This is a genomic window from Streptomyces sp. NPDC059003, from assembly GCF_042740445.1.
In the GTDB taxonomy this organism is placed as follows: Bacteria; Actinomycetota; Actinomycetes; order Streptomycetales; family Streptomycetaceae; genus Streptomyces.
Genome location: NZ_JBHYJH010000214.1, coordinates 1 through 12,918, shown reverse-complemented (window position 1 = coordinate 12,918; position 12,918 = coordinate 1). Strand labels below are relative to the sequence as shown.

Annotated in this window: 10 protein-coding genes; 4 read left to right on the top strand and 6 right to left on the bottom strand. The window is 72.6% G+C overall.

Features of this window, described 5'->3' with window-relative positions; all coding sequences use genetic code 11:
• Nucleotides 1–95: 95 nt before the first annotated feature.
• The 6 genes from ACFWZ5_RS40465 to iolC all read right to left on the bottom strand — a co-directional run bounded on the left by ACFWZ5_RS40465 (nucleotide 96) and on the right by iolC (nucleotide 8,003).
• Nucleotides 96–1,523: an APC family permease gene (locus tag ACFWZ5_RS40465; RefSeq protein WP_384798241.1), complete on the bottom strand. Its 1,428-nt coding sequence runs from the start codon at nucleotides 1,521–1,523 to the stop codon at nucleotides 96–98.
• A gap of 315 nt (nucleotides 1,524–1,838) precedes the next feature.
• Nucleotides 1,839–3,341, bottom strand: coding sequence for a CoA-acylating methylmalonate-semialdehyde dehydrogenase (gene mmsA / locus ACFWZ5_RS40460; RefSeq protein WP_384798243.1), 1,503 nt, complete (start codon nucleotides 3,339–3,341; stop codon nucleotides 1,839–1,841).
• A gap of 13 nt (nucleotides 3,342–3,354) precedes the next feature.
• Nucleotides 3,355–5,259 carry a 3D-(3,5/4)-trihydroxycyclohexane-1,2-dione acylhydrolase (decyclizing) gene (gene iolD / locus ACFWZ5_RS40455; RefSeq protein WP_384798245.1) on the bottom strand — a complete coding sequence of 635 codons (1,905 nt, stop codon included), beginning with the start codon at nucleotides 5,257–5,259 and terminating at the stop codon, nucleotides 3,355–3,357.
• Nucleotides 5,256–6,056 (bottom strand): 5-deoxy-glucuronate isomerase, encoded by an 801-nt coding sequence (gene iolB / locus ACFWZ5_RS40450; protein ID WP_384798248.1) that lies wholly within the window; start codon nucleotides 6,054–6,056, stop codon nucleotides 5,256–5,258. Before iolB ends, iolD begins: the two co-directional genes overlap by 4 nt.
• 58 nt (nucleotides 6,057–6,114) lie before the next feature.
• Entirely contained in the window at nucleotides 6,115–7,005 is an 891-nt protein-coding gene (locus ACFWZ5_RS40445) for a deoxyribose-phosphate aldolase (RefSeq protein WP_384798251.1), read from the bottom strand.
• Nucleotides 7,002–8,003, bottom strand: a complete 1,002-nt coding sequence (gene iolC, locus ACFWZ5_RS40440; protein ID WP_384892236.1) for a 5-dehydro-2-deoxygluconokinase — start codon at nucleotides 8,001–8,003, stop codon at nucleotides 7,002–7,004. Before iolC ends, ACFWZ5_RS40445 begins: the two co-directional genes overlap by 4 nt.
• Nucleotides 8,004–8,120: 117 nt before the next feature.
• Between iolC and ACFWZ5_RS40435 the strand changes: the two genes are divergently transcribed.
• From ACFWZ5_RS40435 to ACFWZ5_RS40420, 4 genes are all read left to right on the top strand, one after another.
• On the top strand, nucleotides 8,121–9,047 hold the full coding sequence (locus ACFWZ5_RS40435; protein ID WP_384798254.1) for a sugar phosphate isomerase/epimerase family protein: 927 nt from the start codon (nucleotides 8,121–8,123) through the stop codon (nucleotides 9,045–9,047).
• Between the two features lie 470 nt (nucleotides 9,048–9,517).
• Nucleotides 9,518–9,718 carry a helix-turn-helix transcriptional regulator gene (locus ACFWZ5_RS40430; RefSeq protein WP_384798257.1) on the top strand — a complete coding sequence of 67 codons (201 nt, stop codon included), beginning with the start codon at nucleotides 9,518–9,520 and terminating at the stop codon, nucleotides 9,716–9,718.
• Nucleotides 9,719–9,819: 101 nt separating this feature from the next.
• Nucleotides 9,820–10,068 carry a heavy-metal-associated domain-containing protein gene (locus tag ACFWZ5_RS40425; RefSeq protein ID WP_384798260.1) on the top strand — a complete coding sequence of 83 codons (249 nt, stop codon included), beginning with the start codon at nucleotides 9,820–9,822 and terminating at the stop codon, nucleotides 10,066–10,068.
• Between the two features lie 106 nt (nucleotides 10,069–10,174).
• The gene (locus ACFWZ5_RS40420) at nucleotides 10,175–12,418 is read left to right on the top strand and encodes a heavy metal translocating P-type ATPase (protein WP_384798263.1); all 2,244 of its coding nucleotides are present in this window, start codon (nucleotides 10,175–10,177) and stop codon (nucleotides 12,416–12,418) included.
• The last annotated feature ends 500 nt before the right edge of the window (nucleotides 12,419–12,918 follow it).

Below are 12,918 nucleotides of genomic sequence, written 5' to 3'. Positions count from 1 at the left end.
GACCGGGGGTCCAGGGGGCGGAGCCCCCTGCCCGCGGCGGAGCCGCTAATCAATGCAGCGGTGAAGGGGTGGGACTGGGGCGCACTCGCGACGGGCTACTCCCCCGGCACGCTCACCAGCCACCGCGTAGCGGCCCGCGGGCGCAGGTAGAGGAGCCAGTAGAGGGTCGCGACGGCCACGATGCCGCCGGTCCACAGGAGGTACGGGGTGTCCTGGCGGCTCAGGACGTAGGCGAGCACCGCGATGAGGACCACCGGCACCCCGGGCCACAACGGCATCCGCCAGGCGGGCAGGCCCCCGTGGGACCCCCTCCGCGCGAGCAGCGCGGCGACGGCGACGAGCAGGTACATCCCCGTCACGGACACCCCGGTCACCCCGTACAGCGTGTCCAGGTTCAGGAAGCACAGCGCGGCGCCCGGCACGCCGACGAGGAGCGTGGCGACCCACGGGGAGCCGAAGCGGCCGAGGCGGGACAGGGCCGCGTTCACGGGCGAGGGCCACGCCTTGTCGCGCGCGGAGGCGAACAGGACGCGGGAGTTCTGGATGACCATCACGATGCCCGCGTTGATGATGGCGAGGGCCACGCACAGGCTGATGAAGGTGCCGACGGCGGGGCTCGACCAGGCCTCGACCATGCCGCTGATGTCCCCGCCGGTGAGCGCCGCCAGGTCCGACGCGCCCATGGTGATCGCGGCGACCGGCACGAGCAGCACGACCGCGGAGATGCCGAGCGTGAGGAGCACGGTGCGGGCGACGTTGCGCCGCGGGTTCTCCATCTCCTCGGAGAGGTAGACGGCCGTGGAGAAGCCCTGCGTGACGAAGAGCGCGATGGCGAGGCCGGAGACGATCAGCATCGCGGTGACGGCGTCGGGGCCGCCGCCGGAGCCCGCCACCTCCAGGCGCAGCAGGCTGTCCGCGCCGCGCTCGGCGTGCGCGAAGCCGAGGACGGCGACGACGCCCGCGGCGACGACTTCGAGGACGAGGAAGATGCCGGTGATCCACGCGTTGGCGCGCAGGTCGAGCAGGCCCGCGAGGGTGGCGAGGAGCATGACGCCCGCGCCCGCGTACCGCGCGTCGATGTGGACGAGGGGCGCCAGGTAGTCCGCCGTGCCCATGGCGATGACCGGCGGCACGATCATCACGACGAGCAGGGACAGGACGAACACCAGCCAGCCCGCGAGCCGTCCGGCCATCGTCGACACCATCGCGTACTCGCCGCCCGCGCTCGGGATCAGCGTGCCGAGCTCGGCGTAGCAGAAGGCGACGCCCACGCACAGCAGGGCGCCGATGGCGATGGTGAGGGCGGTGGCGGTGCCGAGCGTCGAGAAGAGGTCGGGCACGACCACGAAGAGCGTGGAGGCGGGGGTGACGCAGGACAGGGTGAGCAGGGTGCCGCCGACGACGCCGATGGAACGCTTCAGCTGCCGCGGCGCCTCGGTCGGCGCCGGATTCCCCGTTTCCGTGACCGGACTCCCCGTTTCCGTGAGGGGCGCGGGCGACGGGGTGTGAAGCGTTTCGGTCATACGGGGATTCCGATCGGCTCGTACGAAGCGTGCGGCGTCATGGAAACCCCGGCATCAAGAGAACGTCAATGGCCGTTCACCTACGGATTCCGCAGCTCGGGAGCCGGGCAACTCGCCATTGAATCCCAGCCGTTGATCTCTACGGGTGACGACTAGCGAGAAGATGCGCCCCTAAACCTTTGATAGCAAGGTCAAATTCAGTAACTGCCTTACTCGCCCGTTTCGGGCACTCCGTACGGGAACCGCAGCCATTCCCCGGAAAAAGAAAGGAAGCCGTCCGCTCTGCGGACGGCTTCCCTCACTGCTCGCTCACGGTCAGTGGTTGCGCGGGAACCCCAGATCCACCCCGGCCGGCGCCTCCGACGGGTCCGGCCAGCGCGTGGTGACGACCTTGCCACGCGTGTAGAAGTGCGTGCCGTCGTTGCCGTAGATGTGGTGGTCGCCGAAGAGCGAGTCCTTCCAGCCGCCGAAGGAGTGGTAGCCCACCGGCACCGGGATCGGCACGTTCACGCCGACCATGCCCGCCTCGACCTCCAACTGGAAGCGCCGCGCGGCGCCGCCGTCCCGGGTGAAGATCGCGGTGCCGTTGCCGAACGGCGAGGCGTTGATGAGCGCGAGGCCCTCCTCGTACGTGTCGACGCGCAGCACGCACAGGACCGGGCCGAAGATCTCGTCCTTGTAGGCGTCCGCCGTGACCGGGACCCGGTCGAGCAGGGACAGGCCGATCCAGTGGCCGTCCTCGTACCCCTCGACGGTGTGGCCGGTGCCGTCCAGGACGACCTCGCTGCCCTGCGCCGCCGCGCCCGTCACGTACGACGCGACCTTGTCGCGGTGCGCGGCCGTGATGAGCGGGCCCATCTCGGAGGCCGGGTCGTCGCCGGGGCCGATCTTGATCTTCTCGGCGCGCTCCTTGATCTTGGCGACGAGTTCGTCGCCGACCGAACCGACCGCGACGACGGCCGAGATGGCCATGCAGCGCTCACCGGCGGAGCCGTACGCGGCCGAGACGGCGGCGTCGGCGGCCGCGTCCAGGTCGGCGTCCGGCAGGACCAGCATGTGGTTCTTGGCGCCGCCGAGCGCCTGCACGCGCTTGCCGTTGGCGGACGCGGTGGCGTGGATGTAGCGGGCGATGGGGGTCGAGCCCACGAAGGACACGGCCGCCACGTCCGGGTGCTCCAGGAGGCGGTCCACGGCCACCTTGTCGCCGTGGACGACGTTGAAGACGCCGTCCGGCAGGCCCGCCTCGGCGAGCAGTTCGGCGACCCGCATCGACGCCGACGGGTCCTTCTCGCTGGGCTTCAGGACGAAGGTGTTGCCGCACGCGATGGCGATCGGGAACATCCACATCGGCACCATGGCCGGGAAGTTGAACGGCGTGATGCCCGCGACGACGCCGAGCGGCTGGCGGATGGAGGCGACGTCCACGCGGCTCGCGACCTGCGTGGACAGCTCGCCCTTGAGCTGTACGTTGATGCCGCACGCCAGGTCGACGATCTCCAGGCCGCGCGCGACCTCGCCGAGCGCGTCGGAGTGCACCTTGCCGTGCTCGGCGGTGATCAGCGCGGCGATCTCGTCGCGGTGCGCGTCGAGCAGCGCGCGGAACTTGAACAGGACGCTCGTGCGCTGCGCCAGTGAGGACTGGCCCCACGTCGCGTACGCGGCCTTGGCGGCGGCGACCGCCGCGTCCACCTCGTCCACGCTCGCGAAGGCGACCTGGGTGGTGACGGCGCCGGTCGCCGGGTCGGTGACCGGTCCGTAGCTCCCGGACGTCCCCTCGACGCCCTTGCCACCGATCCAGTGGTCGACGGTCTTCGTCATGCCAAGTACTCCTTCACAGATGGCGGCGCCGGGCGGACACGTGCCGGTCGTACTCCTCGCGGGCCTTGACCGCCGACGGACGGGTCGCGATCTCGGCCACGGGCACATCCCACCACGCCTGTGCCGGGGGCGGGCCCGACACTGTGTCTGCCGTTTCCGTCTCCACGTAGACACATGTGGGGCCGTCCGCTCCGCGCGCTTCGCGCAGGGCATCGCGCAGGTCGCCGACGGTCTTCGCGCGTCGCACGGGAAGCCCGAGCGAGGCCGCGTTGGCCGCGAGGTCGACGGGCAGCGGGTCGCCCGTGTACGAGCCGTCGGGGGCGCGGTAGCGGTAGGCGGTGCCGAAGCGCTCGCCGCCCACGGACTCCGAGAGGCCGCCGATGGACGCGTAGCCGTGGTTCTGCAGGATCACGACCTTGATGGGGATGTTCTCCTGCACGGCCGTGACGATCTCGGTGGGCATCATCAGGTACGTGCCGTCGCCGACGAGCGCCCACACGGGCCGCTCGGGCGCGGCCATGCTGACGCCGATCGCGGCCGGGATCTCGTAGCCCATGCAGGAGTAGCCGTACTCCACGTGGTACTGGCGCGGCGAGCGGGCCCGCCACAGCTTGTGCAGGTCGCCCGGGAGCGAGCCCGCCGCGTTGATGAGGACGTCCTCGTCGGTGACGAGCTCGTCGAGCAGGCCGAGCACCTGCGCCTGGGTGGGCCGCACGTCGGGTTCGTGCGCTTCGTACGCGGCGTCGACGCGGTGCTCCCAGCGGGCCTTGTCGTCCGCGTACGCGCTCTCGTACGCGGCGTCGACGCGGAACCCCGCGAGGGCGCCGGTCAGCGCCTCAAGCCCCGCACGGGCGTCCGCCACGACCGTGGCCCCCGCCATCTTGTGGGCGTCGAACGGCGCCACGTTCAGGTTCAGGAACCGCACGCCGGGGGCCGCGAAGAGGGTGCCGGACGCCGTGGTGAAGTCGCTGTAGCGGGTGCCGACGCCGATGACCAGGTCGGCGGTGCGGGCGAGTTCGTCGGCGGTCGCGGTGCCGGTGTGGCCGATGCCGCCGACGTCCGCGGGGTGGTCGTGGCGCAGGGAGCCCTTGCCGGCCTGGGTGGACGCCACCGGGATGCCGGTCGCGTCGGCGAGGTCCTTCAGGGCGTCCTCGGCGGCGCTGTGGTGGACGCCGCCGCCCGCGACGATCAGCGGCCGGGACGCGGCGCGCACGGCCCGCGCCGCGGCGTCGAGTTCGGCCGGGTCGGGGGCCTGGCGGCGGACGGCCCAGACGCGGTCCGCGAAGAAGCCGAGCGGCCAGTCGAAGGCCTCGGCCTGGACGTCCTGCGGCAGGGCGAGGGTGACCGCGCCGGTCGCGGCGGGGTCGGTGAGGACGCGCACGGCCGCGAGCGCCGCCGGAATCAGCGCCTCCGGGCGGGTGATCCGGTCGAAGTACCGCGATACGGGGCGCAGGCAGTCGTTCACCGACACATCGCCCGCGTACGGGACTTCGAGCTGCTGGAGCACCGGGTCGGCGGGGCGCGTGGCGAAGGTGTCGCCGGGCAGGAGCAGCACGGGCAGGTGGTTGACGGTGGCGAGGGCGGCGCCGGTGACGAGGTTGGTGGCGCCGGGGCCGATGGAGGTCGTCACGGCGTGCGTCGACATCCGGCCCGACTGCCGGGCGTAGCCGACCGCCGCGTGCACCATGGCCTGTTCGTTGCGCCCCTGGTGGAAGGGCATCTCGTCGCCGTGCTCCACCAGGGCCTGGCCGAGCCCGGCGACGTTGCCGTGCCCGAAGATGCCCCAGGTCGCGCCGATCAGGCGGTGCCGCTCGCCGTCGCGCTCGGTGAACTGCCGGGCCAGGAAGCGCACCAGGGCCTGGGCGGTGGTGAGCCGGACGGTGCCGTTCCGGCCGCTCGCGCCCGTCGTCTGGCTCATCGGTATCCCTCCGTGTGATCCGGGTGGAAGCAGATCTTCCATTCCCGTTCGCCGGGGCCCGCCATCACGTTCAGGTAGTACATGGCGTGGCCCGGCTGGGCGATGGACGGCCCGTGCCAGCCGTCGGGCACGAGCACGGCGTCGCCGGAGCGCACCTCGGCGAGCACGTCGGTGCCGCCCGGGCGCGAGGGGAAGACCCGCTGGTAGCCGAAGCCCGCGTCGCCCTCGATCTCGAAGTAGTAGATCTCCTCGAGCTCGGACTCGACGCCCGGCCGGTGCTCGTCGTGCTTGTGCGGCGGGTACGAGGACCAGTTGCCGCCCGGCGTGATCACCTCGACGGCGATGAGCCGGTCGCAGTCGAACGCGTCCGCCGACGCGAAGTTGCGCACCTGCCGGGCGCAGCTGCCGCTGCCGCGGTGTTCGACGGGGACCTCCGGCGCGGGGCCGTAGCGGGCGGGGAGTCGGCGCTCGCACTTCGCTCCTGCCAAAGCGAAGCGGCCTCCCGCACCGGAGGCGATCTGGATGTGGGCCGCGCGGGGAACGTAAGCGAAGTCACTGGCTCCGCTGAACACGCTCTCCCGGCCCAGGAGTTCGATGATCTCGCCCTCCGCGTGCACCGTACAGCCGCCGGTCAGCGGCAGCACGATCCATTCACTCTCCCCGGTGGCGAAGGAGTGCACTCCACCGGGCTGAAGTTCGACGACGCGCAGGCTGGAATAGGTCCAGGCGGCGCGCTTGGGGTCCACGGCGAGGGCGTAGGGCCCGTCGGCGGCGCTGCCCTTCGGTACGTACGTCATGCGGGCCTCCTCCTCTTGGATGCGTACCCCCAACGGCACGTCACGTCGCATGTCACGGCTACAGCAGGCCGACGGCCGTGTCGACGGCGCCCGCCACGTTCCCGTCGGGCGGGTAGAGCAGCGTCCGGCCCGCGACCAGGCCGTACACGGTGGGCAGTTGCAGCGCGCCGCGCCACTTCTCGTACGCCGCGTCCTGATCGTCCCCGATGTCGCCGCCGAGGAGGACCGCGGGCAGCGTCGAGGCCTCCATGACGCGCGCCATGTCGTCGGGGTTCTCGGTGACGGGGACCTTCAGCCAGGTGTACGCCGATGTGCCGCCGAGCCCGGAGGCGATGGCGATCGACCGGGTGACCGCGTCGGCGCTCAGGTCGTTGCGCAGCGCCCCGTCCCCCTGTCTGCGGCCGCACAGGAACGGCTCGACGAAGACGGGCAGGCGGCGCTCGGCCATGGCGTCGACGGCGCGGGCCGTGGAGTGCAGCGTCGTGAGCGAGCCGGGGTCGTCGTAGTCGACGCGCAGCAGGAGCTTGCCCGCGTCGAAGCCGAGCCGGTCGAGGTCCTCGGGCCGGTAGCCGGTGAAGCGGTCGTCCAGCTCGAAGGCGGCGCCCGCGAGCCCGCCCCGGTTCATGGACCCCATCACGACCTTGCCGTCGAGGGCGCCGAGCAGCAGCAGGTCGTCGAGGATGTCGGCGGTGGCGAGCACGCCGTCCACGCCCGGCCGCTCCAGGGCGACGCACAGCCGCTCCAGCAGGTCCGCCCGGCCGGCCATGGCGAGCGGGTCCTTGCCGACACCGAGCGCGCCGCGCGCCGGATGGTCGGCGGCAATGATCATCAGCCGCCCGGAGGGCCCGAGCAGCGCCCGCCGCCCCCTGCGGGCGGCGGCTTCGGCGATGGCTTCGGGGTGCCGGGCACGGGTACGCGCGAGCGCGGCGACGTCCACGGATGTGCTCACAGGACCGCCCCCGCTTCCAGAGCGACCTCGACCTCGGCCTCGTACGGCATGGCCGAAGAGCACTCCAGGCGCGAAGCGACAATCGCCCCCGCCGCGTTGGCGTACCGGATCACCCGCTCCAGTTCCCACCCGGCGAGCAGCCCATGGCACAGCGCCCCGCCGAACGCGTCACCCGCGCCGAGCCCGTTGAGCACGGTCACCGGCAGCGGCGGCACCTCGGCCTCCTCCCCCGCCCGGTTCACGGCGAGCACGCCCTTCGGGCCCTGCTTGACCACGGCCAGCTCGACCCCCGCCGCGAGCAGCGCCTCAGCGGCGGCGCGCGGCTCGCGCACGCCCGTGGCGATCTCCACCTCGTCCACATTGCCGACCGCGACCGTCGCGTGCCGCAGCGCCGCGGCGTAGTGGGGGCGCGCCTCATCGGGGTCGCGCCAGAACATGGGCCGCCAGTCGAGGTCGAAGACGGTCGTCCCGCCCGCGGGGCGGGCGGCGAGGGCGGCGAGCGTCGCGCCGCGGCTCGGCTCCTCGCACAGGCCGGTGCCGGTCATCCAGAAGATCCGCGCCGCCGCGAGCGCGCCGAGGTCGAGCTCGTCCGCGCGGATCTCCAGGTCGGGAGCCTTCGGCTGCCGGTAGAAGTACAGCGGGAAGTCGTCCGGCGGGAACACCTCGCAGAAGGTGACCGGCGTCGGCAGGCCCGGCACTTCCGTGACCCACTGCTCGGCCACGCCGAACTCCCGCAGCTGCCCGCGCAGATACGCCCCGAAGGGGTCCTGCCCCGTCCGCGTGACGACGCCCACGCGCCGGCCGAGCCGGGCGGCGGCCACCGCCACGTTCGTCGCCGAGCCGCCGAGGAACTTCCCGAACGTCGTGACCTGCGCGAGCGGCACCCCGGCCTGCAAGGGGTACAGGTCGACGCCGATCCGGCCCATCGTGATGACGTCGTACGGATCGGCGCCCGCGTCGGCGGACGGATCCGGGTGCGGATCGGTCACCCTGCACATCCCTTCGTGGTGGCTTCCCTCAGGTCTAATCCCGTCCCAGGAACCCTGTCAACATTTTGTCCTTACATTCGGACTACTGCTTGACACTGTTCTCGGCGGACGGCGAGGCTTGCGGCCATGGCGCAGCAGACGAACTTGTCCCGGTCCGCCCGGTTGTCCCGCATCCGGATCGGTTCGGCCCCCGACTCCTGGGGCGTGTGGTTCCCCGACGATCCCCAGCAGGTGCCGTGGAGCCGCTTCCTCGACGAGGTCGCCGACTCCGGATACGAGTGGATCGAGCTCGGCCCGTACGGCTATCTGCCGACCGACCCCTCCGAACTCGCCGACGAGACGCGGCGCCGCGGCCTGAAGGTCTCGGCGGGCACGGTCTTCACGGGGCTCCACCACGGCCCGGACGTATGGGACAAGACGTGGGAGCACGTGTCGTCCATCGCCGCCCTCACCCAGGCGATGGGCGCCCGGCACCTCGTCGTCATCCCGTCGTTCTGGCGCGACGACAAGACCGGCGAGGTCCTGGAGGACGCCACGCTCACACCCGGGCAGTGGCGCGATCTGACCACCCAGACCGAGCGCCTGGGCCACGAGGTGCGCGAGCGCTACGGCCTGGACATCGTCGTCCACCCGCACGCGGACACCCACATCGACACCGAGGAGAACGTCACCCGCTTCCTCGACGCGACGGACCCGGACCTGGTCTCGCTGTGCCTGGACACCGGCCACTACGCGTACTGCGGCGGCGACAGCGTCAAGCTCATCGAGACCTACGGCGAGCGCATCGGCTACCTCCACCTCAAGCAGGTCGACCCGGCCGTCCTCGCCGAAGTGCGGGAGCAGGACGTGCCGTTCGGGCCCGCCGTGGCGCGCGGCGTGATGTGCGAGCCGCCCACCGGGGTGCCCGCCCTGGAGCCGGTGCTCGCGGCAGCGCAGAAGCTGGGCACCGACCTGTTCGCCATCGTCGAGCAGGACATGTACCCGTGCCCGCCGGACCAGCCCCTGCCCATCGCCCGCCGCACCCGGTCGTTCCTGCGGTCCTGCGGGGCGTGACGCCGGTGTGACACGGGTGTGACGCGGGGCCTGACGCCGCCCGCGGCCGGGCCCTGAGCGCACGCCGGGCCCGGCCGGGGCGCTGCCCGCCCCCTCCCCCCCCACTCTCGTACGGCGCCGCCCGCCCCCCCCTCCCGTACGCCCCTCCCCCGCGCCAGGCCCCCGCGCCCCGCCGCCCCCACCGTCGGCCGTGCGCCCGCGCCTCCGCCGCGCGCCGCCACGATGCGTGAACACGCCCCCGGTCGCGCCCCTCGTTCGCGCCACCCCGGTGCGTCACTTCCGTCACAATCAACGCCTTCTCGTCACACATGTCGCGTGTACGCGGGTTTCCCGTCACAGCCGGTCGACAGCCGCGCCCCCACGGTCACTCTCTGTCGTTCACGGGGCACAGGCTGAGTGACGCCAGTGCCGCGCCCAGCTCCCCCGTCGGCCCATCGGCCGCCCTGGGCGCGCACAGGGAGGAGCCACTGATGACCGACCGCAGGCTCTGGTCGTACAAGGACATCGCCGCGCACATCCGGGTCCAGCCGGACACCGTGCGCTCCTACCGCAAGCACGGACTCCTTCCCGAGCCCGACCACGTCGAGGGCGGCAAGCCGTTCTGGTACGCGGACACCATCCGCGCCTGGGTGGCCGCGCGGCCCGGCAACCGCACCCGCAAAGGCGAGTGACAGAGGTCTCACGAACCTTCTTGGAAAGTACCCCCTAGGGGTATAGGATGACGGATGTCAGGGGGTTCCCTGTGACCACACCCTTCACTGAGGAGTACGACATGAGCGCCAACGCCCAGACCTCGCAGGCCGGCACCGTCACCACCGTGTACGACGTGACGGGAATGACGTGCGGTCACTGCGAGGGCGCGGTCAAGAGCGAGATCTCCGAGCTCGACGGCGTCAGCTCCGTCGAGGCGGTGGCCTCGACCGGCAAGGTGACCGTGGTCTCGGCGGCGCCGCTCGACGAGGCCGCGGTGCGCGCCGCGGTCGACGAGGCCGGGTACGAGCTCGTCGGCGAGGCCGCCTGACCCCTCGTCCGTCCCACCGGGCCCCGCGGCACGCCACCGCCGCGGGGCCCGGACCCCTTTCCGTACGCCCACGCCTCGCGCCCCGTACGCAGCGGAGAGAACCGCCATGAACACCTCCGAGGTCGAACTCGCCGTCGGCGGCATGACCTGCGCCTCCTGCTCGGCCCGCATCGAGAAGAAGCTGAACCGGATTCAGGGCGTGACCGCGTCGGTCAACCTCGCCACCGAGAAGGCCAAGGTCGCCTACGGGGACGGCGTCGAGGTCGCCGACCTCGTCGCCACGGTCGAGAAGCTCGGCTACACGGCACGGGAGATCGTCCCGGCCGTGCCGGACCCGGCACGGGACGAGGCCGACGAGGCCGCCGCGCCCTCCGAGGCCGACGAGCTGCTGCGCCGCCTGCTCGTCTGCGCCGCGCTCGCGCTGCCCGTCATCGTGCTCGCGATGGTGCCCGCGCTGCAGTTCGAGTACTGGCAGTGGCTGTCCCTGACCCTGGCGGCGCCGGTCGTCGTCTGGGGCGGACTCCCCTTCCACCGGGCCTCCTTCGTGAACGCCCGGCACGGCGCGGCCACCATGGACACGCTGGTGTCGCTCGGCACGCTCGCCGCCTTCGGCTGGTCGCTGTGGGCGCTGTTCCTCGGGACGGCGGGCGAGCCGGGGATGCGGCACGGCTTCGATCTGACCATCGAGCGCGGGGGCGGCGCGTCGGCGCTGTATCTCGAAGTCGCCGCAGGGGTCGTCACCTTCATCCTCCTCGGCCGCTATCTGGAGGCGCGCTCCAAGCGGCGGGCGGGGGCGGCGCTGCGGGCGCTGCTCGAGCTCGGCGCCAAGGACGTGTCCGTGCTGCGGGCGGGGCGGGAAGTGCGGATCCCGGTCGGACAGTTGGCGGTCGGTGACCGGTTCGTCGTGCGGCCCGGCGAGAAGGTCGCCACCGACGGCCGGGTCGTCGAGGGCGCGTCCGCCGTCGACGCCTCGATGCTGACCGGCGAGTCCGTGCCGGTGGACGTCGCCGTGGGGGACGCGGTGACCGGCGCCACGGTGAACGCGGGCGGGCGGCTCGTCGTCGAGGCGACCCGCGTCGGCGCCGACACGCAGCTCGCCCGGATGGCCCGGCTCGTCGAGGACGCGCAGAGCGGCAAGGCGGAGGTGCAGCGGCTCGCGGACCGCGTGTCCGCCGTGTTCGTGCCGGTCGTCATCGCGCTCGCCGTGGCCACGCTCGGCTTCTGGCTCGGCAACGGCGTGGGCCCGGCCGCCGCGTTCACCGCCGCCGTCGCCGTCCTGATCATCGCCTGCCCGTGCGCGCTCGGCCTGGCGACCCCGACGGCCCTGCTCGTCGGCACCGGGCGCGGCGCCCAGCTCGGCATCCTCATCAAGGGCCCCGAAGTCCTCGAGTCGACGCGGCGCGTGGACACCGTCGTCCTGGACAAGACCGGCACGGTGACCACGGGCCGCATGACCCTTCAGGAGGTGTACGCGGCCGCCGGCACCGGCGAGAAGGAGCTGCTGCGGCTCGCGGGCGCCCTGGAGCACGCCTCCGAGCACCCGGTGGCCCGCGCGGTGGCCGCGGGCGCCACCGAGCGCCTCGGGCTCGCCGTGGCCGCGCTGCCCGCCCCCGAGCACTTCGAGAACGTCCCCGGGTCCGGGGTGCGCGGCACCGTCGACGGGCACGCGGTGCTCGCCGGGCGCGCACGGCTGCTCGCCGACGCGGGCGTCACCGGCCTCGACGCGCTCGCCGACGCCCGCGCCCGCGCCGAGGCGGCGGGCCGCACCGTCGTCCTCGTCGCCTGGGACGGCGCCGCGCGCGGTCTGCTCACGGTCGCCGACACGGTCAAGGACACCAGCGCGGAGGCCGTGCGCGCCCTGCGGGAACTCGGGCTCACGCCCGTCCTGTTGACCGGCGACCACCGGGCCGTCGCGGAGGCGGTCGCGGGCGACGTCGGCATCGAGACCGTGTACGCGGACGTGCTCCCCGAGGACAAGGCCGGCGTCGTACGCCGCCTCCAGGACGAGGGCCGGGTCGTGGCGATGGTCGGGGACGGGGTGAACGACGCGGCGGCGCTCGCCACGGCGGACCTCGGCCTCGCCATGGGCACGGGCACGGACGCCGCCATCGAGGCGGGCGACCTGACGCTCGTGCGCGGCGACTTGAGGGCCGCGGCGGACGCCATCCGGCTGTCCCGCAGGACCCTCGCCACGATCAAGGGGAACCTCTTCTGGGCCTTCGGCTACAACGTCGCCGCGGTGCCGCTCGCCGCCGCCGGACTGCTCAATCCGATGCTCGCCGGGGCGGCCATGGCGTTCTCGTCCGTGTTCGTCGTCACCAACAGCCTCCGCTTGCGGTCTTTCACATAGAGACGCGATCCTTCACACTGTCTTCGCGGGACTCTCACCTCGGGGTCGTATCCGCATAAGGGCCCTCTTGTGCACGGACCCGACATATGCAAGAGACGTAGATCACAACGATCGGAACGTAACCATCAGGAGGGCTCGCGAGTCTAAGAGGGCGACACCAGAGGGATCTTGGGGGATCCGTCCGGTGCCGGGGACATCTTGGGGGATGTCCCGGAGCGTTGGCCGGGGCACGTGCACCGGGGAGCTTTGAGCGGCCCTCCCGATGTCGTACGCGTCCCGGCAGACCGCAGCAGCCATGACACAGGGCCGCGCACCCAGACTCCCGGCCGGATCCCGTGGGGGGAATCCGCACCGGGGCACAGGAAAGCGCCCCGACCGTCGACCCGTGGGGGGATCGACGGCGGGGTGCTTTTCGCTAGCTGGGGCGCCTTGATCAGGGGATGCGCCTGGCGTTCCGCCTCCACAAGGGCGACGACGAACGCTGGCGCTGCACGGCCGTG